Below are 19610 nucleotides of genomic sequence, written 5' to 3'. Positions count from 1 at the left end.
CTATGTGATAAAGCTAAACAAGCTTCGTGTTTTGAGCAGCGGAGATTTCATTTTGACAAAGATATGGGCAGGAGCTATCAAGGATGCAGATATGGAAAGATATCTTGAGATAAGGATCACAGAGTCTGGAAAAGTAGGAGAGGTTTTGCGGGCTGAGGCAGGGCTTACAAAGAGGCAGATCAGTCAGGCAAAGTTCAGGCCGGGAGGTATCCTTAAAAATGGAAAACAGTGCCGTGTAACGGAAATAGCAGTGCCTGGTGATCGGCTTCAGGTATGTCTGGAAGCGAAAGGGATTGATTCAAAGCAACTGGTGTGTCCAGATACAAGTAGTTTCATAGAACGAGGAAAAAAACAATTATTGGATTTCGAAAGACAAGAGCTGGAAGACGGATTAAAACCCCAGAAACTTCAGATCCTTTATGAAGACCAGGATTTACTTGTAGTAAACAAGCCGGCTGGTATGGTGACGCACCCATCCGGAAGCCATTATCAGGACAGCATTTCTAACCTGCTTGCAGCCTATTTTCGTGAAAAAAATGAGACAACACGCATTCGGTCCATTGGACGTCTGGATAAAGAGACCTCCGGGATTTTACTTTTTGCCAGAAACCAGGTGGCGGCAGCCAGATTGCAGAAGCAGAGGGAAGAAGGAAAGCTGCAGAAGAAATATCTGGCGCTTGCAGAAGGAGATTTATCAGAAGCAAATGATTCTGTATTCTGGAAAGAAATTGCTATACCACTTGCCCCGGATCCGGAAAATCCCATGAAAATGACAATTTCTCCAGATGGACTGTTGCCAGGAAGCAGGAATGCAGTTACGTATTATAAGAACATAAAAAGTTTCGGCAATGTGACTCTTGTTGAGCTTCAGCTGGAAACCGGACGAACCCATCAGATCCGGGTTCACATGTCAGGGATAGGTCACCCTCTTCTGGGAGATACGATGTATAATCCTAGAGCGTGTTTGAAAATGAGTAACAGCAAAGAAAAAAAGAATATGGAAGGCAGAATTAATAATAGGAATGACTGCTTCAAAAGAGCTGCGCTCCATGCCTGGAAGCTGACTTTTTGTCACCCATTTACAGATGAAATAATCACTCTGGAAGCTCCCCTTCCAGATGATTTCTGCCGCTTTTTGAATGCAAACGAGGAGGAAAAAACATGACAGAAACACAGCAAACCATAAATAATGTTATCGCAAAAATGATCGCATATTCCGATGGAAACAAGCATGATATTGCCCATTTCCTGAAGGTATATACATATGCCAGAATGATTGGCGAGATGGAAAATTTAACCGAAAGAAAGCAGGAAATTCTGGAAATCGCAGCCGTGATCCACGACATTGCCTGCCCTGTATGCCGCGTAAAATATGGTAATACAAACGGCTCCAACCAGGAAAAAGAAAGTCCTGAGCTGGTAGAAAATTTCCTCAAGGATGTGGAAATTGATGATGAAATGAAAGAGAGAATCAACTATCTGGTTAGCCATCACCACACCTATACAAACGTAGACGGACTGGATTACCGCATTCTTCTGGAAGCTGATTTTCTTGTAAATGCAGATGAAAGTGAAATGTCTGAGAATGCTGTTGAAACAGCCAGAGAGCGCGTATTTGAGACCAATACAGGCAAAAAATTACTCACAAGTATCTATAAATTGCCTGCCAGGTAAAGCAATAGAAGGCGTTGAAAAAGAAAAAAATTGGGCTTGTAGTGAAGGATAAAAAAGGCTTTCACCTGTGACGGAGAAATTTATCAGTTATTTGAAGTGAAAGAAAATATGTTGAAATATTGGCGTGGCATTGGCTGCGCCTTTTTTGTGTAAATGATAGAAATATATAAATTTGTTTTCAAAAATAGTATTGACAAAACTATATTATATATCATATAGTATTGTTAATTAAACAATATTGATGAACTATATAATATGATTGGAGTGATCAGATGGTATTTAACACAGGAGCTGCACTTCTGGACGCTATTGTCCTGGCGGTTGTGTCCAAGGAGCCGGAAGGTACTTACGGATACAAGATCACCCAGGATGTACGCGGAGTTCTGGATATTTCAGAATCCACACTTTATCCAGTGCTGCGCCGCCTGCAGAAGGATGACTGCCTGGAAGTCTACGATCAGGCATATGCCGGACGAAATCGCAGATATTATAAACTGACGGAGAAAGGGCAGGCACAGCTGAATTTGTACAAGATCGAGTGGAAGAATTATTCCACCAAGATAGGCAGTATGTTTGAGGACGTTGGCAGAAATGCGGACAGCGGCCACATGAGGGAGGAGAATTAACAGGTATGGACAGAGCGCAGTTTATGAAACAGCTAGAGAGGCTGCTGTCTGATATTTCGGAAGCAGAAAAGCAGGAGGCGCTGGCTTACTACAACAGTTATTTTGACGAAGCCGGTCCTGAGAATGAGGCTTCCGTGATCAGAGAGCTTGGAAGCCCCGGAAAAGTGGCTGCCATAATAAAGGCAGACCTTGACGAAAGCAATGAGGAATATGCACAGTATACAGAGAATGGATATGAGGACTTGCGGGAAAACAAGGCTTCTTATATGCCGGAGATTCACCAAAGAGATGGGGAACATGCAGGAAAAACAGATCGTACCCACAGGGGATATCGCCCGAAAGAGAAGGGAAGCAACAGCAGATTTATCCTGCTCCTAATTGCCCTGGTATTTCTTTCCCCATTTATCATTACAGCAGCCAGTGGCGTGTTCTGTATTTTACTGGTGGTGATCTTGTTTCCGTTTTTGGCGATTTTTGTATCCGGAGTTGTGGCGTTCGCATTTATCGTAGCAGCTTGCGCCTGCATTAGTGTGGGTATTGGAACTTTGATTACCAATACTGCTGTGGGACTTCTGGTAATGGGAATCGGCTGTCTTTTGTTTGCATCAGGAATTCTGTTCTGCATTTTAACAGGATGGCTGGGCTCCACGATTTTCCCATGGATTCTTCGTAAGGTAACAGACTTTTTCCAGAAAATCGTGTATCGGAATAAGAAGGAGGAGCAGGCATGAAAAAAGGAACAAAGGGAATGCTGATTGCAGCAGGTGCTTTCGCAGTGGCAGGAATTGGTTTCTGTATCGGTGGAATTTCTGTAGCAGCAGTGGAAACAGGCGGAAATGTGTTTGATCAGGCTGGACAGCTGCTTCAGGATAATGATTATCCGCTGGCTGGTCTGATCCATTTGGGAAACGCCCAATATCATTCTTCTGACATAGATTGGGATGCTTTAGATGGAAATACTGTGGATATGGATTTTGCCAGTGATCTGGAAATCAGTTTGAAGTATGATGAGCTCCTTATCCAGGAATACGATGGTGACAAGATTCGGGTAAATGTGGCAAATGATGCGAAGAACGATGTAGTGGTTAAGGAAACTTCCGGGAAAATCACGATTACAGATACCCGCAGTGGCAATGTAAAAAAGAAGAAACAGATAAAAGTCATTGTTCCTTCCGGGAAAGACTTTGATACGGTAAGCCTGGGTGTTGACATGGGTACTATTGATCTGGAGTGCGATTTAAAGGTACAGGAGCTTTCGATGGAAGTTGGCGCTGGAGAATTTAGCGGTTATGGAAATATCACAGCAGCGTATTGTGATCTTCAGGTTGGCGCCGGAACCATCGACATTGATCAGCTTGATATTCAGAAACTGAATGCGGACTGCGGTGCTGGTGAAATTGACATGGTAGTAACTGGAAAAGAGAAGGACTATAATTACGATCTTTCCTGTGGTATGGGTGAGATTAATTTGGAGGATTCTGAGTACAGTGGACTTGGCATTGAGAAAAATATTTCCAATGAAGGTGCCAGAAAAGATATGGTGCTGGAATGCGGAATGGGCGAGATTGATGTGGAGTTTACTGGAGAAAGCTAAATCTTGCAGAAAGCTCTTTTCAGACACGCTCTGGTGTAAAGTTATGTAATGGATAAAAAAATAAGACAGAAATGTCAGATCGGAGGAATCAATTATGAGTAATAAGCGTTTATACAAATCAACCGTAAACTGTATGCTGTGTGGTGTGTGCGGCGGAATTGCCGAGTATTTCGATATTGACCCAACCCTGGTCCGCCTGGCCTGGGTAATCCTGACCTGCTTCGGCGGCGCAGGAATCTGGGCATATATTATTGCAGCGATTATTATTCCGAAAGCATAAGAAGAATTGCACAAGATCCACTGCCTGCGAAAACTTAGCTGCGGGGGGGGCCGAGCTGCTTAGTTGTAGTTGACAGTCAGCTTGGCAGAATATTGCGACGGTTCGCGTGGAATATGCCATGTCAAATTGCATCCACTTTGAATAAATGTATTATATTTTGTCCATACTCCCTATATACATCCAAACACTGTAAAAAGGAGCATAGACATATGAACAAAGACAAAGAAGTAGAAGCTTACAAATCCGGAAATCTTACCCCTGAAGAACAGACAAAATATGAAATTGCTCAGGAACTTGGCATTCTGGATAAAGTCTTAGAAGGGGGCTGGAAAAGCCTCTCCGCCAAAGAAACGGGCCGGATCGGTGGCATAATGGCGCGAAAGAAACCGAAAAAATAATAGTATATTATTTGCCCCTGCAACTTGCCATCAGGCTAGAGCGTGTTTGAAAAAGGCTCTAGGAGGGGCGGGAAAATGGGGGACGCGTAAGCGTCTCCTTTTCAGAAAAAATGGAGGAAAATTATGCGTATCCTGATAGCAGAAGACGAGGTAGAAATTGCCCGGGCACTGAAGGTTTTGCTGGAAAAAAACAAGTCCTGCAGGACAGTTTGAGAGAAAATATTCAAACTGTCATTTTGAAATATATAAAAATTGGATATTTATAACGGTACAGTATTCCTGTATGCTTTCAGACAAATAAAAGGCAGTTGAAGAAATGGAGATCTGTTAAAACAGTGCCCCACAATTTTTCTGCACAATACATACAGGAGGAAATCAAAATGAGCCAGGAAAGATATGCATTAAATAAACAGCTTGCACAGATGTTAAAAGGTGGAGTGATCATGGACGTTACCACTCCGGAACAGGCAAAAATCGCAGAGGAGGCAGGTGCCTGTGCGGTTATGGCGCTGGAGAGGATTCCGGCAGATATTCGTGCAGCAGGCGGTGTTTCCAGGATGAGCGACCCCAAAATGATCAAAGGAATCCAGGAGGCAGTCTCCATTCCGGTTATGGCGAAATGTCGTATCGGACATTTTGTAGAAGCGCAGATCCTGGAAGCAATTGAGATTGATTATATTGATGAGAGCGAGGTGCTTTCCCCGGCAGATGATGTTTACCATATTGACAAGCGTCAGTTTAAAGTGCCATTTGTATGCGGAGCCAAAGATTTAGGGGAAGCTTTAAGGCGAATCGCAGAAGGTGCTTCCATGATCCGTACAAAAGGCGAACCGGGAACCGGCGATGTGGTACAGGCGGTGCGCCACATGCGCATGATGAACAGCGAAATCGGGAAAGTGGTTTCTATGCGTGAGGATGAGCTTTTTGAAGAAGCAAAGAACCTGCGTGTGCCATATGAGCTGGTTGAGTATGTACACAAAAACGGAAGACTTCCGGTGGTAAACTTTGCAGCAGGCGGCGTTGCGACTCCTGCAGATGCGGCCCTTATGATGCAGCTTGGCGCAGAAGGTGTGTTTGTGGGCTCTGGTATTTTCAAATCCGGTGATCCAAAGAAGCGTGCCGCAGCGATTGTAAAAGCGGTCACCAACTATCAGGATTCCAAAATGCTTGCAGAGCTTTCCGAAGACCTTGGTGAAGCTATGGTCGGAATCAATGAGCAGGAAATCCAGCTTCTGATGGCAGAGAGGGGCAAATAAGATGAAAATCGGAATCCTTGCTGTGCAGGGAGCTTTTGCAGAACATAAGAGCAAACTGGAAAAACTGGGTGCCCGGTGCGTGGAGCTGCGGAAAAAAGAAGACCTGGATGGAGACTTTGACGGACTGGTTTTGCCAGGCGGTGAGAGTACGGTACAGGGAAAACTCCTTCGGGAGCTGGAAATGTTTGAGCCTTTGAAAGAGAAAATCCAGGCTGGAATGCCGGTGCTTGCCACTTGTGCGGGGGTGATCCTTCTGGCTGACCACCTCTCTAATGACGGGCATGTGTATTTCGGAACCATGCCTGTGACAGTAAAAAGAAATGCCTACGGCAGACAGCTTGGCAGTTTTCACACCATTAGGGAAATGAAAGGAATCGGTCAGGTTCCCATGACATTCATTCGTGCCCCTTATATTGAGAAATGCGGAGAAGGCGCAGAAGTACTGGCTGAGGTGGATGGAAATATTGTAGCTGTAAAGTATAAAGAGCAGTATGGACTGGCATTTCATCCGGAACTGGATGAGGATGACAGGATACATGAGGCGTTTCTGAATAGTGTAAAGAAATATGCAAAGAAAAATTCCCCAAATACCTGGTTATAGAATGAACCTATAACCAGATATTATTTTTACATATTAGACAGATAATCCCCAGTATGTTACTATGCATTCATCAACAAAAACAAAGCAACAGCAAAGAAAAACATCAAAAACAATAACAAAACTAACATTAACAAAAAATGATGAAAAATAGTAAACATACGGAGGAAAGAAAAATGGCAGATATCAGAGATTCTAAAAACTGGGGATTTGAAACAAAACAGTTACACATTGGACAGGAGAAAGCAGATCCAGTAACAGATGCAAGAGCTGTTCCAATCTACGCTTCTACATCTTATGTATTCCATAACTCACAGCATGCAGCTGACCGTTTCGGACTTCGCGATGCCGGAAATATTTATGGAAGACTTACCAACCCTACAGAGGATGTTTTCGAGCAGAGAATTGCTGCTCTTGAAGGCGGAGTTGCAGCGCTTGCAGTTGCTTCCGGTGCAGCAGCTATCAATTATACATTCCAGGCACTTGCAAAAACAGGTGAGCACATTGTAGCTTCCAAGACCATCTACGGCGGAACATACAACCTTCTGGCACATACTCTTCCGCAGACCAGCGGCATCACCGCAACATTTGTAGATCCGGATGCAGAAGGCTCTTTCGAAGCTGCAATCCAGGAAAACACAAAAGCAATCTTTATTGAGACCCTTGGAAATCCGAACTCCAACCTGATTGATATTGAAGAAGTTGCAAAAATTGCGCACAAACATAACATTCCTCTTGTAGTTGATTCTACATTTGCAACTCCTTACCTGGTTCGCCCGATTGAGTATGGTGCAGATATCGTCGTTCATTCCGCAACCAAATTCATCGGAGGCCATGGAACTGCAATCGGTGGCGTGATCGTAGACAGCGGCAACTTCGACTGGAAAGCATCCGGCAAATTCCCGTGGATTTCTGAGCCGAACCCAAGCTATCATGGAATTTCCTTTGCAGAGGCAACCGCTCCGGCAGCATTTGTAACTTATATTCGTGCAATCATCCTTCGTGATACAGGAGCTACCCTTTCTCCATTCCATGCATTTTTGTTCTTACAGGGACTGGAAACTCTTTCCTTAAGAGTGGAGCGTCACGTAAGCAACGCCCTGAAAATCGTAGATTACCTGTCTAAACATCCACAGGTAGAAGCTGTTCATCATCCATCACTGGAGAGTGAGCCAAGTCATTATCTTTATAAGAAATACCTTCCAAACGGCGGCGGTTCCATCTTTACATTTGAGATCAAGGGTGATGCACAGACCGCTCAGAAGTTTATTGATAACCTTGCAATCTTCTCATTGCTTGCAAATGTTGCAGATGTAAAATCCCTTGTGATCCATCCTGCAACAACCACACACAGCCAGTGCACAGAGGAAGAGCTTCTTGACCAGGGCATCAAACCAAACACAATCCGTCTTTCCATCGGTATTGAGAAAGTGGAAGACCTGATCGCAGCTCTGGATGCAGCATTTGAAGCAGTAAAATGATTAAAAAAGAGCTTCATTTATGTAAAAGGTACCATATCTCCTGAAATGGGAGATATGGTACCTTTTTTGGGGGCTGTAACAGTCGAATTCGGGCAAAATATACCGCAAAGCGGGGCGTGCAGATTGGGGGAATGATTTTTCAGACAGGCTCTGGCATCCGCGTAATGGTTACAGATTATCATAAAAATGTTTGTATTATTTATTCTTCTTTTTATACTTTATTAACATTTTATGTGCAGAATTGTCAAAATTTGTAGACAGAATTGTGCAAAGTATGGTAAAATATTGATGTATTAGGGGAAAAGGGAAGGTAGTGGTTTTGTGTGATAGATATCTCTAATTTTGACAGCCATATATTTGATGCTCTGTCTCAGACTTCAGATAATATGTACATTTATATAGCCGACCTGGAACGCGATTTTTCCAGATGGTCTAAGCCAAGTGTGGATTACTTCAATCTGCCGGGAGAATTTATAGAGAATACGGCGAAGGAATGGGTACAGCATATCCATCCTGCGGATCAGCATATTTTTCTGGAGGATATCGGTCGCATTTTTGAGGGGAAAAGCAACCGGCATAATTGTGAATACCGGGCTTTAAATAAATATGGGAAATATGTATGGGTAAGGTGCCAGGGAATTGTGGAGCGGAATGCGGATGGAAGCCTTGGCCTTTTTGTTGGCACGATGATGAATCTTGGTGTGAATGCCAAGTTTGACCAGCCCACTGGTTTATATACGTTTCATGAGCTGAAGAAGCAGCTTCCGGCATTTATCAGTCATGGAATGGAAGGTGCTGTTCTTCTTTTTGATGTGGACAGACTTCAGAGAATCAATGATATTCTTGGGTATCTGGTAGGAGATGAGGTGCTGCAGCGTTTGGGACAGAAATGTCAGAGTCTGGAGGGCGTTATTTTCTATCGAGGACCAGGAGGTAAATTCTATTGTATTACCACTGAGAAATCCGAGAATGCACTTGAACGGATCTACCAGGAAATGCAGAAATTTTCAGTGGAAGTCCCCAGGGAGATGAATCTGGAGATCCAGTTGACAATTTCTTGCGGAGTGGCCTTTTTTCCGCAGGATGCAGAGGATTTCGAGACTTTGCATGCAAATGTGGAATACGCCCTTGAGCAGGCAAAGAAAGTGGGACGTGGCAGCATTGCGCAGTTTTCCGGACAAATGCACAGAAAAACGGTGGAGAAATTCCGACTGCAGGAAGTGCTCCGTGAGTCTGTTGCCAATAATTGCAGAGGGTTTGCACTGGTATATCAGCCTCTGGTGAACGGAGAGACTCAGGATGTTTATGGTGCTGAGACTCTGATGCGTTTTTATCTGCCAGATGGAACCCTGGTTTCCCCAATGGAATTTATTCCGATCCTGGAGGAAGACGGAACCATCCGACAGGTGGGAGAGTGGCTTTTGAATAAGGCACTTGCCCAGGCGGCACTGTGGCGCATGGAGAATCCTGATTTTGTAATTTCCGTGAATGTTTCTTATATCCAGATACTTCAGGAAGGCTTCAGAGAAATGGTGACACGGATCGTGGAAAAATCCGGCACACCGGAGAAGCAACTGATCCTGGAGCTTACAGAGAGCTGTAAGGTATCGGATCCCAACGGCCTTCGGGATGATTTTGAATATTTTAAAAATATGGGGATCAATATGGCACTGGATGATTTCGGCACGGAGTATTCTTCCATTGCATTGCTTCGCAAGCTGAAACCACAGTGGATCAAGATCGATCATACTTTTGTCCGTTCCATTCAGGATGATGAGATGGATCAGGCGATTCTGGAATATATTATGAATCTGAGTAAGCAGACCAGAATAAAGGTTTGTGTGGAAGGTGTGGAGAATGAGGAAATCCTTTCCGTTGTCCAGTCTTATAAGCCGGAATTGCTTCAGGGATACTATTATTCCAAACCCTGTCCGGCGGAGGAATTTTCAAAGAAATATTTCAATGGGAAAGATAAGACAGGCAGCTACGGTTGTCTGAAAAAATAATTCTGATAAGTGCTTTTTTATACGCTCTAAGGGAAATACTAGTACATCGTTTTCGAAATAACTATACCACTCACTTGTCTGTGAATCCGATTGCACAGGTATAAAAGCCTCGGCGTAGCCCGCTACGCCTACGTTTTTATACCTGCACACTCGAATCCACATCCTACGTGATTGGTATAGTTATTTACGAAGCGATGTACTAGTCTTTCGTCTATTGCAAGTGACCCCGATACAGATCGGTATAGCTTTAAACTGGAATTTGATCATTACATTAAAGGGCAGACCTGCTATGGTTTAGATAAGCTAATCCTGAATAATAATTATGCAGACGCTACCAATATGAAAGAAGCTGTAGAGGACAGTTTTATGCTGCGCAATTATGGCACAGAAGATGGAAATGAAGCATTACAAAAAACAGAGTCAGGTGGTGTATAATAAGAAAAACGGAGTTGAAAAGCCATGGTTAATCCGTTATAATTTTCATATATAAATACATGAAAAAAGTGTTTTTTCAGAAAATTGTATGTTGCTGGTCATGGGGTGGACAGCAACGACTATATGAAGGGGGATTTTTCTATGACGAAAATGAAGAAGATTTGCATACCTGTTCTTGCAGCTGCAGCCCTTGCATTTTCAGTTCCCGGAACTACGCAGGAGGCAGAGGCTTCCTGTAATACTTACCGTGTGAATGTTGTTACTGGATATCTGGCTCTTCGGACAGATACATCCTATAATAGCGGTAATGAGATCGGAGAACTTTACAGTGGTGATCTGGTGGAGGTAATGGATTACACTGGCGCCACTGGTTACTGGTATGTATACTCTCCTAAGTATGACGATTTCGGATATGTGAATAATGATTATCTGGATTCTGTGACATCTTCCGTATCTTCCTATGATACAATGTGGACCGTAAGCGTTTCCACCGGATATCTGGCTCTTCGCAATGCACCGGAATATGATGCATCTAATGAAATCGGTGAGCTCTATTCGGGAGATACCGTCTGGGTTTCCGACAGTAGCAATTCTCAGTACTGGTATGTGTATTCCCCGAAACTGGACGGCTATGGATATGTGAACCAGGAGTACCTGTACAGAGAAGAGGGACTGGATACAGATTCCAGCTATTTTGGCGAAGTAAGAACGGTCAGTGTAGCCAAGGGCTATCTGGCACTTCGCAATATGAAGGCATATGATGCTTCCAATGAAATCGGGGAATTATATTCCGGCGATACCGTACAGCTTCTGGACACAAGTGATTCCCAGTACTGGTATGTGTATTCCCCGAAATATGATACCAATGGATTTGTAAACAAAGATTATCTGGTGGGTGGAAATGCATATGCTACCTTGTATGTAAAAGTGCCTACCGGATATCTGGCTCTTCGATCCGCTATGGGATATGATGCGGCAAATGAGATTGGTGAACTGAATACCGGTGATACTGTGGTAGTAATTGATTCCAGTTCAGATAAATACTGGTATGTATATTCTCCACGCCTTATGAAATACGGATATGCAGATTGTAATTATATATTCTGCAATTGATGAGCAGGAAAGAAAAACAGCCTCTGACTTTTTTACTGGGAAAGTCAGAGGCTGTTTTTGAAATAACTATAATTTTTATAACTGCACACTTGAATTCATATCCTACGCGATTGGTATAGTTGTTACTGTTTACTCCGTGACCAGTAACGTATAGTTATCTTTATAGAAATTTCATACTTTCTCTGATTGAACAAAAAAACCTGCAATGCTATACTAAAATTAAAATATATTTGAAAAACAGGAGTGTGATAAATTGCAGGGTACCACAGAAAACTATATTCACCTTGAAAAGGTTTCTAAGATTTATGGAACGAAAGAAGTAAAAATAATCGCAGTAGATGAGATCTGCTTTAACATAGCTAAAGGCGAGTTTGCCGTGATCGTAGGGCCCAGTGGTGCTGGCAAGACTACGGTTCTGAATATTCTGGGCGGAATGGATACTGCCACCAGCGGTCAGATCTGGGTAGATGGAAGGAATATAGCGAAATACAATAACCGCCAGCTCACCAGCTACCGCAGGGACGATATTGGATTTGTTTTTCAGTTTTATAATCTGGTTCCCAATCTGACAGCCTTGGAAAACGTAGAACTGGCAGGACAGATCTGTAAGAACCCCATGGATCCGAAAACTGTTTTGGAAGAGGTGGGGCTGAAAGACAGACTTGGAAATTTTCCTGCCCAGTTATCAGGCGGTGAACAGCAGAGAGTTTCCATTGCAAGAGCTCTTGCCAAGAATCCGAAGATGCTCCTTTGCGATGAGCCAACAGGCGCTCTGGATTACCAGACTGGTAAGGCGATTCTCAAGCTTTTACAGGATATGTGCCGCCAGAAGGGGATGACAGTAGTGGTTATCACTCATAACTCTGCATTGACGCCTATGGCAGATCGCGTGATTAAAATAAAAAACGGCAAGGTGGCACAGATGACTTTGAATGCCCACCCAACCCCGGTAGAAGAAATTGAGTGGTAGGTGAGAGATGAAAGCATTAAGAAAAGAATTCTGGATGGAGATCCGAAAAAGCAAATCCAGGTTTATCTCCATTCTTCTGATCGTGGCTCTTGGAGTGGCCTTCTTTTCCGGTATTCAGGCTTCCTCGCCGGATATGCGCTATTCCGGAGATGCCTATTATGACGAAAGCAGCCTGATGGATATCAAGGTTGTGGGCACAATGGGCCTGACATCTGATGATGTTTCTTCCATAGAAAGTATAGATGGCATCGAGTCCGCAGAAGGTGCCTGGTCTACCGATGTGATGTGCGGGGAAGGCCAGAAGCAGAAGGTTCTTCACATTGAATCCATAAATGACACAGTGAATAAACTGGATGTGCAGGAGGGACGCCTTCCGGAAAAAAGTGGAGAGATTTTTCTGGATAGCACATTTGCTTCTTCCAATGAATATAAGGTAGGAGATAAGGTGGCTTTGCGTGAAGAAGGAGATTCCCCCGTTCTTGTGACCACAGAATATACGGTAGTGGGAACTGGAAGAAGTCCTCTTTATATTTCCTTTAATAGAGGAAATACCACCCTTGGAACTGGTGAAGTCAATGGATTTGGATATGTGCTCCCAGAAGATTTTGACCAGGAAATTTATACGCAGATTTATGTGACCGTTCATGGTGCAAAGGGCCTTACAAGTTATACAGACGGTTATGAGAATCTGATCGCCAAGATCAAAGACCGTGTTGAAAACATAGCAGATGATCGCTGTCAGATCCGCCTTGCAGCTGTGAAGGCGGATGCACAGGAGAAAATCAATGATGCCCAGAAGAAGCTGGACGATGGGAAAAAAGAGGCAGATGAAAAGCTTGCTGACGCAAAAGAAGAGCTGGATAAAGGTGAAAAGGATTTAGAAGACGGCAGGAAAGAGTATGAAGATGGAAAATCCCAGTTAGAAGACGCAAAAACAGAGCTTGCCGATGGAAAAAAACAGCTGGAAGATGCGAAGACAGAGCTTACTGATGGGAAAAACCAGTTAGAAGATGCAAAAGCGCAGCTTGCTGATGGAAAAAGTCAGCTGGAATCTGCCAGGAGTCAGCTTTCCTCCAGCAAAAGCCAGCTTGACACTGCCAGAAGCCAGCTGGATGATGGATGGAGTCAGGTAAATGCAGCAAAAGCCCAGCTTGCTGACGGACAGGCTCAGCTTGATTCCGCGCAGAAGCAGGTAACCAGTGGTCTGGCAGAATTAGAGGAAAATCAGAAGACTTTAGATGAAAATAAAGCGAAACTTGCAGATGGAAAAGCCCAGATTGAGGCAGGCGAGCAGCAGTTAGAAGCCGCAAAGCAGACTTTGACAACAAAGCAAAGTGAACTGGATCAGTCAAAAGCGGAGATCACTGCCGGACAGCAGCAGATCGAAAGTACCAGAACCCAGTTAAATGCCCAGAAGCAGCAGATTACAGATGGACTTTCCCAGGTATCAGCAGGAGAAGCACAGCTTCAGGATGGAATAAGTGCTTTGGAAAGTGCAAAAGCTCAGCTGACGGAGCTGCAGAGTCAGCTTGAGATAGTACGCGCAAGTTACAACGCAGCACTGGAAAATCCGGATGCTTCCCAGGAGGAAATAGATATTCTGGCAGCTCAGGTGTCTGCACTGGAAGAACAGGAGGCGGCGGTAAGCCAGCAGATTCAGGCAAGTGAAGCGCAGATTGAGAGTCAGCGGCAGCAGCTTGCAGCGACCAGAAGTGAGTTGGAAAGCGGGCTTGCAGCAGTCGAGGATGGACTTTCCCAGCTTTCTCAGAAAGAAAGCGAGCTGAATGCTGGACGGGAACAGATAACAGCAGGTCAGGCAGAGATTGACGCCGGATGGATTCAGATTCAGGAACAGGAGAATACTCTTGCTGCTTCGAAAGCTGAGATAGAGGCAGGGGAACAGGAACTGGAAAAAGGTCAGAAGCAGTTAAAGGCAGCAAAGAAAAAACTGAATAAAGCCCAGAAAGAAATTGATTCCAATGCAGAGACCCTGGCTGCCGGACAGGCGGAATTGGATGCCAATGTGGCAAAGCTGAATGACAGTGAAGCGCAGTATGCTTCCGGTCTGGAACAGTATAATTCCGGTGCCCGGCAAATCGCGGAAAATGAGGCAAAGCTTACTTCCGGAGAGCAAGAAATTGCAGAAAATGAGGCGAAGCTTGCCGATGGTGAGAAAGAAATCGCAGACAATGAGAAGAAGCTTGCAGACGGTGAAAAAGAGATTACAGACAATGAGAAAAAGCTTCAGGATGCGGTTAAAGACTTGAAAAAAGGTGAGAAAGACCTTGCAGACGGAAAGAAAGAGTACGAAGACGCCAAAAAAGATGCGGAGGATGAGATTGCCGAGAATCAGCAGAAGCTGGATGATGCGAAAAAGGAACTGGAAGATCTGGAAATGCCGGAGTGGATGGTCACAGATAGGGAGGAGCTTCCGGAATATACGGATTACGGTGATAATGCAGACCGTCTTCGAAACATCGGTCAGGTTTTCCCGGTCATCTTTTTCCTGGTAGCGGCATTGATCAGTCTTACCACTATGACTCGTATGGTGGAGGAGCAGCGAACCCAGATCGGTACCTTGAAGGCATTGGGATATAAGAAGTCTGCTATTGCAGCAAAATATATCTGTTATGCATTTTTTGCAACTCTTCTTGGCAGTGTGCTGGGAATGCTGATCGGAGAGAAAATCATTCCATACATTATTATAACTGCTTATGGGATTATGTATCACAATGTGGCAAATACCATTTCCATTGATTATCAGCCTGGCTTCGCATTGATCGCTTCCACAGCCTCTGTTGTATGTACAGTTGGAGCGACTCTTTTTGCAAGTGGAAAGGAGCTGCAGGAGACACCGGCCTCTCTTATGCGCCCACCGGCTCCGAAAGAGGGCAAGCGGGTATTGCTGGAGCGGCTCACATTTATATGGAAGCATTTAAGCTTTTCCTGGAAGTCCACAATTCGAAATCTTTTCCGTTACAAGAAGCGCCTGATCATGACGGTCTTTGGAATTGCAGGAAGCATGGGACTGATGCTGGTTGGCTTTGGGATTCAGGATTCCATCAGTGATATTGCCGCTATTCAGTACCGGGAGCTTCAGCATTATGACGGAATGGTGATTGAGGACAGCGATGCTACAGAGGAAGAACATGCAGAGCTGTTTGAATACATGAAGGAAAATGAGCAAATCGCCCATTGCAATCGGGTACAGATGACGAAGATCAGTGCTCCGAAAGGCAGCTCCAACATCAGTATTTATCTGTTTGTGCCAGAGAGCCTGAGTGAGTTTGCAAGGGATGTAACCTTAAAGAACCGTATTACCGGGGAAACATATGAGCTTACCGACGAAGGTGCTGCTATTTCCGAGAAAACAGCATCCCTGCTGGGATTAAAGGTGGGGGATATGATTCCCCTGAAAAAGGGAGATAAGGAATATAAGGTGAGGGTGGCTGTGATCACAGAGAATTATATGAGCCATTACCTTTATATGACGCCCAGGGTTTATGAGCAGACGTTCGGGGAAATGCCGGAGTATGAGAACATTGTGTTTACTATGCAGGAAGACTGCAAGGATGATCTGGAAATGGCAGGAACCCGGATCCTTGCTAATCCTGGTGCTCTCAGCATCAGTTATACCAGTAGTCTGGCATCACAGGTTGACCGTATGCTGAGCACTCTGGATGCGGTGATCCTGGTGCTGATCGTTTCCGCAGGAATGCTGGCTTTTGTGGTATTGTATAATCTGAATAATATCAATATTACAGAAAGACAGAGGGAACTGGCAACTTTGAAGGTGCTTGGCTTCTATGACGGAGAGGTCTCCCAGTATGTGCTTCGGGAAAACGTGATCCTGACAGTGCTTGGAATTATGTTTGGAGCAGTGTTTGGAATTCTCATTCACAGGTATGTGATTACTACGGTTGAGGTAGATGCAGTTATGTTTGGACGAAATATTAAGCCGCTGAGCTTTTTATACAGTGGAATTCTGACAAGCATATTTTCCATTGTGGTGAATGGGGTGATGCATTTTAAGCTGAAAACCATTGATATGGTGGAATCCTTAAAGAGTGTGGAATAAAAATTATTGTAATTGTGAAATTTTTAAATTAGCTTGACAAGCCGGAAGAATGCAATTATAGTTATATCCATAAAAGTGGCGGCTTTTTCCGGCTATTTACAAGGAGATCAGACCGCTGCAGCGAAAAGCGTTGAAGAAGAGGAGTAAGTAAATGCCCTCCCAGAGAGAAATGTCCAGGGATAACTGTGGTGGAAGACATTTCGAGATCCGCATTCACTGAAGGTAGCTTCTGAGCCGGGAAACTGAACAGGCAGTGATATCTGCAGTAAGTTTTCACGCAATTCCAGCGTTACAGGAAAGAGATATGTGTACAACAGAGCGAAGACTGTAAATGAATTCAGGGAAACAGTACTTTGCATTTTGCACATAATGAAGGTGGTACCGCGTTAATTTCGCCCTTCACACAATTGTGTGAGGGGCTCTTTTTTTAGGAGGAAAATTATGAGCAAAGAACTTGCAAAGACCTACGATCCAAAAGGAATCGAGGAACGTCTTTACCAGAAATGGATGGACAACGGATATTTTCATGCAAAAGTAAACCCGGATAAGAAACCATTTACCATTGTTATGCCGCCGCCAAACGTAACCGGACAGCTGCATATGGGACATGCACTTGATGAAACTATGCAGGACATTCTCATCCGTTTCAAGAGAATGCAGGGCTACGAAGCACTGTGGCAGCCGGGAACTGACCATGCAGCTATTGCTACAGAGGTTAAGGTTACTGAGAAACTGAAAAAAGAAGGCATCGACAAGGCAGAAATCGGTCGTGAGAAATTCCTGGAATATGCCTGGGAGTGGAAAGAAGAGTACGGCGGAAAAATTATCAACCAGCTGAAGAAGCTTGGTGCTTCTGCAGACTGGGAGCGAGAACGCTTCACCATGGATGAGGGATGCTCCAAGGCTGTACAGGAAGTCTTCATCAAGTTATATGAAAAAGGCTACATCTACAAAGGTTCCCGTATCATCAACTGGTGTCCGGTATGCCAGACTTCCATTTCCGATGCAGAGGTTGAGCATGAGGATCAGGACGGATTTTTCTGGCACATCAATTACCCGGTTGTTGGAGAAGAAGGAAAATTCGTGGAAATTGCAACAACACGTCCGGAAACACTTCTTGGAGATACTGCAGTTGCAGTAAACCCGGATGATGACCGTTACAAAGACATTGTTGGCAAAATGCTGAAGCTTCCTCTCACAGACAGAGAGATCCCGGTTATTGCCGATGAGTATGTTGATAAAGAATTTGGTACCGGATGCGTAAAGATCACACCGGCACATGACCCTAACGATTTCGAGGTTGGAAAGAGACACAACCTTCCGGAAATTAACATCATGAATGATGATGCTACCATCAATGAGCTGGGTGGTAAATACGCCAGCATGGATCGTTACGAAGCAAGAAAAGCCATGGTAGAGGATCTGGACAAGCTTGGTCTTCTGGTAAAGGTTGTTCCGCACAATCACAGCGTTGGAACTCATGACCGCTGCCATGCAACTGTAGAGCCGATGATCAAGCCTCAGTGGTTTGTAAAGATGGATGAAATGGCAAAAGCTGCTATCAAGACTCTTGAGGATGGAAATCTGAAATTCGTCCCGGAGCGTTTTGACAAGACTTACCTTCACTGGCTGGAGAACATCCGTGACTGGTGTATTTCCCGTCAGCTGTGGTGGGGACACAGAATCCCGGCTTACTACTGCGATGAGTGCGGTGAGACTGTAGTTGCAAGAGAAATGCCGGAAAAATGTCCGAAATGCGGATGCACACATCTTCATCAGGACGAGGATACTCTGGATACCTGGTTCAGCTCTGCTCTGTGGCCATTCTCCACACTTGGCTGGCCGGACAAGACACCGGAACTGGAGTACTTCTATCCAACAGACGTGCTGGTAACCGGATATGACATTATTTTCTTCTGGGTTATCCGTATGGTATTCTCTGCTCTTGAGCAGACTGGCAAGACACCGTTCCATCATGTACTGATCCATGGTCTGGTAAGAGATTCCCAGGGCCGCAAGATGAGTAAATCCCTTGGAAATGGTATTGACCCGCTGGAAGTAATCGACAAGTACGGCGCAGATGCTCTTCGTCTTACTCTGATGACTGGTAATGCACCTGGAAACGATATGCGTTTCTACTGGGAGCGTGTAGAATCCAGCCGTAACTTTGCAAATAAGATCTGGAATGCTTCTCGTTTCGTTCTTATGAATCTGGAAGGAAAGGATGTAACGGAGCCGGAGATTGGTTCTCTTTGCGCTGAGGACAAATGGATCCTTTCCAGACTGAACAATGTGATCAAAGAAGTAACCGACAATATGGAAAAATATGAGCTGGGTATTGCGGTTCAGAAGATCTATGATTTCCTGTGGGATGAGCTTTGCGACTGGTACATTGAGATCGCCAAGGTTCGTCTGTGGAAGGCAGAAGAGGATCCAAAGGCGGCAAACGAGGCTCTCTGGACACTTCGCACAGCGCTGACCCAGGGACTGAAGCTGCTTCATCCGTTTATGCCATTTATCACAGAGGAAATTTATTGCACACTGCTTCCGGAGGAAGAGTCCATAATGATCTCTGACTGGCCGGTATATAAGGACGAGTGGAATTCTCCTGAGGCTGAGCTTGCAATCGGAAGTTTCCAGGAAGTTGTCCGTGGCATCCGTAACACAAGAACCAGCATGAATGTTCCGCAGAACAGAAAAACACATCTGATCATTGTTGGAAAAGATGCTGCTATCTGTCAGATGTATGAGAACAGCAAGAAATCCTTTGCAAATCTTGCTTTTGCAAAAGAAATCCATGTTCAGCAGGATAAGACTGGTATCGGTGAGGATGCAGTTTCTGTTGTTGTTTCCAATGCAGTTGTTTATATGCCTCTGGAAGACCTTGTTGACAAGGAAAAAGAACTTGAGAGACTGACAAAGGAGCAGGAGAGACTGACTAAGGAAATCGCCCGCTGTGAGGGAATGCTGAATAATCCAAATTTCGTAAATAAGGCTCCTGCTGCCAAGGTTGATGCAGAGAAGGAGAAGCTTGCGAAGTACAAAGAGATGAAAGATAAGGTTGAAACACAGCTTGAGCAGCTTAAGAGATAAAAAGGAGA

Annotated in this window: 18 protein-coding genes; 17 read left to right on the top strand and 1 reads right to left on the bottom strand. The window is 44.5% G+C overall.

What is annotated here, in order from left to right; translation table 11 throughout:
- The first annotated feature begins 52 nt into the window (after positions 1-52).
- The 10 genes from ACESTK_RS08390 (at position 53) to ACESTK_RS08345 (ending at position 7907) form a co-directional block, all read left to right on the top strand.
- Entirely contained in the window at positions 53-1165 is a 1113-nt protein-coding gene (locus tag ACESTK_RS08390) for an RluA family pseudouridine synthase (RefSeq protein WP_373119459.1), read from the top strand.
- Complete coding sequence (locus tag ACESTK_RS08385) at positions 1162-1674, top strand: HD domain-containing protein (RefSeq protein ID WP_173769585.1); 513 nt, start codon at positions 1162-1164, stop codon at positions 1672-1674. The genes ACESTK_RS08390 and ACESTK_RS08385 overlap by 4 nt, the downstream gene beginning before the upstream one ends.
- A 272-nt stretch (positions 1675-1946) precedes the next feature.
- Positions 1947-2300 (top strand): PadR family transcriptional regulator, encoded by a 354-nt coding sequence (locus tag ACESTK_RS08380; protein WP_148461245.1) that lies wholly within the window; start codon positions 1947-1949, stop codon positions 2298-2300.
- 5 nt (positions 2301-2305) lie between these two features.
- On the top strand, positions 2306-3031 hold the full coding sequence (locus ACESTK_RS08375; protein WP_373119457.1) for a DUF1700 domain-containing protein: 726 nt from the start codon (positions 2306-2308) through the stop codon (positions 3029-3031).
- Positions 3028-3894: a DUF4097 family beta strand repeat-containing protein gene (locus ACESTK_RS08370; protein WP_256144217.1), complete on the top strand. Its 867-nt coding sequence runs from the start codon at positions 3028-3030 to the stop codon at positions 3892-3894. The genes ACESTK_RS08375 and ACESTK_RS08370 overlap by 4 nt, the downstream gene beginning before the upstream one ends.
- Positions 3895-3988: 94 nt before the next feature.
- Complete coding sequence (locus ACESTK_RS08365) at positions 3989-4174, top strand: PspC domain-containing protein (RefSeq protein ID WP_021924744.1); 186 nt, start codon at positions 3989-3991, stop codon at positions 4172-4174.
- A 209-nt stretch (positions 4175-4383) separates the two neighbouring features.
- Entirely contained in the window at positions 4384-4572 is a 189-nt protein-coding gene (locus ACESTK_RS08360; RefSeq protein WP_118583262.1) for a small, acid-soluble spore protein, alpha/beta type, read from the top strand.
- Between the two features lie 380 nt (positions 4573-4952).
- Positions 4953-5828: a pyridoxal 5'-phosphate synthase lyase subunit PdxS gene (gene pdxS, locus ACESTK_RS08355; protein WP_173735228.1), complete on the top strand. Its 876-nt coding sequence runs from the start codon at positions 4953-4955 to the stop codon at positions 5826-5828.
- Between the two features lies 1 nt (position 5829).
- On the top strand, positions 5830-6429 hold the full coding sequence (gene pdxT, locus ACESTK_RS08350) for a pyridoxal 5'-phosphate synthase glutaminase subunit PdxT (RefSeq protein WP_118583259.1): 600 nt from the start codon (positions 5830-5832) through the stop codon (positions 6427-6429).
- 173 nt (positions 6430-6602) lie between these two features.
- On the top strand, positions 6603-7907 hold the full coding sequence (locus tag ACESTK_RS08345) for an O-acetylhomoserine aminocarboxypropyltransferase/cysteine synthase family protein (RefSeq protein WP_118583257.1): 1305 nt from the start codon (positions 6603-6605) through the stop codon (positions 7905-7907).
- 17 nt (positions 7908-7924) lie between these two features.
- On the opposite strand, the gene ACESTK_RS08340 is transcribed toward ACESTK_RS08345, so the two are convergent.
- Complete coding sequence (locus ACESTK_RS08340) at positions 7925-8029, bottom strand: hypothetical protein (RefSeq protein ID WP_373119508.1); 105 nt, start codon at positions 8027-8029, stop codon at positions 7925-7927.
- Here ACESTK_RS08340 and ACESTK_RS08335 point away from each other — a divergent pair.
- From ACESTK_RS08335 to ACESTK_RS08305, 7 genes are all read left to right on the top strand, one after another.
- Positions 7994-8164 (top strand): DUF6783 domain-containing protein, encoded by a 171-nt coding sequence (locus ACESTK_RS08335; RefSeq protein WP_373119505.1) that lies wholly within the window; start codon positions 7994-7996, stop codon positions 8162-8164. The two genes, ACESTK_RS08340 and ACESTK_RS08335, sit on opposite strands and share 36 nt — an antisense overlap.
- A 66-nt stretch (positions 8165-8230) precedes the next feature.
- Positions 8231-9913, top strand: a complete 1683-nt coding sequence (locus tag ACESTK_RS08330) for an EAL domain-containing protein (protein ID WP_373119454.1) — start codon at positions 8231-8233, stop codon at positions 9911-9913.
- A 213-nt stretch (positions 9914-10126) separates the two neighbouring features.
- The gene (locus tag ACESTK_RS08325; protein ID WP_308768394.1) at positions 10127-10348 is read left to right on the top strand and encodes a CotH kinase family protein; all 222 of its coding nucleotides are present in this window, start codon (positions 10127-10129) and stop codon (positions 10346-10348) included.
- A 141-nt stretch (positions 10349-10489) separates the two neighbouring features.
- Complete coding sequence (locus tag ACESTK_RS08320) at positions 10490-11461, top strand: hypothetical protein (RefSeq protein WP_195477035.1); 972 nt, start codon at positions 10490-10492, stop codon at positions 11459-11461.
- Between the two features lie 253 nt (positions 11462-11714).
- The gene (locus ACESTK_RS08315) at positions 11715-12431 is read left to right on the top strand and encodes an ABC transporter ATP-binding protein (protein ID WP_373119452.1); all 717 of its coding nucleotides are present in this window, start codon (positions 11715-11717) and stop codon (positions 12429-12431) included.
- A gap of 7 nt (positions 12432-12438) precedes the next feature.
- The gene (locus tag ACESTK_RS08310) at positions 12439-16509 is read left to right on the top strand and encodes an FtsX-like permease family protein (protein WP_373119450.1); all 4071 of its coding nucleotides are present in this window, start codon (positions 12439-12441) and stop codon (positions 16507-16509) included.
- 441 nt (positions 16510-16950) lie between these two features.
- Positions 16951-19602: a valine--tRNA ligase gene (locus tag ACESTK_RS08305; RefSeq protein WP_373119449.1), complete on the top strand. Its 2652-nt coding sequence runs from the start codon at positions 16951-16953 to the stop codon at positions 19600-19602.
- Positions 19603-19610 lie beyond the last annotated feature (8 nt).

The organism is Ruminococcus sp. Marseille-P328 (assembly GCF_964249465.1).
GTDB classification, from domain to species: Bacteria; Bacillota; Clostridia; order Lachnospirales; family Lachnospiraceae; genus Blautia_A; species Blautia_A faecis.
This window is presented reverse-complemented; position numbering and strand designations above follow the sequence as displayed.

Coding starts and splice junctions, on each gene's coding strand:
- ACESTK_RS08320 (WP_195477035.1), top strand. CDS start 10,490: ATGACGAAAATGAAGAAGATTTGCATACCTGTTCTTGCAGCTGCAGCC.
- pdxT (WP_118583259.1), top strand. CDS start 5,830: ATGAAAATCGGAATCCTTGCTGTGCAGGGAGCTTTTGCAGAACATAAG.
- ACESTK_RS08345 (WP_118583257.1), top strand. CDS start 6,603: ATGGCAGATATCAGAGATTCTAAAAACTGGGGATTTGAAACAAAACAG.
- ACESTK_RS08375 (WP_373119457.1), top strand. CDS start 2,306: ATGGACAGAGCGCAGTTTATGAAACAGCTAGAGAGGCTGCTGTCTGAT.
- ACESTK_RS08305 (WP_373119449.1), top strand. CDS start 16,951: ATGAGCAAAGAACTTGCAAAGACCTACGATCCAAAAGGAATCGAGGAA.
- pdxS (WP_173735228.1), top strand. CDS start 4,953: ATGAGCCAGGAAAGATATGCATTAAATAAACAGCTTGCACAGATGTTA.
- ACESTK_RS08310 (WP_373119450.1), top strand. CDS start 12,439: ATGAAAGCATTAAGAAAAGAATTCTGGATGGAGATCCGAAAAAGCAAA.
- ACESTK_RS08360 (WP_118583262.1), top strand. CDS start 4,384: ATGAACAAAGACAAAGAAGTAGAAGCTTACAAATCCGGAAATCTTACC.
- ACESTK_RS08380 (WP_148461245.1), top strand. CDS start 1,947: ATGGTATTTAACACAGGAGCTGCACTTCTGGACGCTATTGTCCTGGCG.
- ACESTK_RS08365 (WP_021924744.1), top strand. CDS start 3,989: ATGAGTAATAAGCGTTTATACAAATCAACCGTAAACTGTATGCTGTGT.
- ACESTK_RS08385 (WP_173769585.1), top strand. CDS start 1,162: ATGACAGAAACACAGCAAACCATAAATAATGTTATCGCAAAAATGATC.
- ACESTK_RS08370 (WP_256144217.1), top strand. CDS start 3,028: ATGAAAAAAGGAACAAAGGGAATGCTGATTGCAGCAGGTGCTTTCGCA.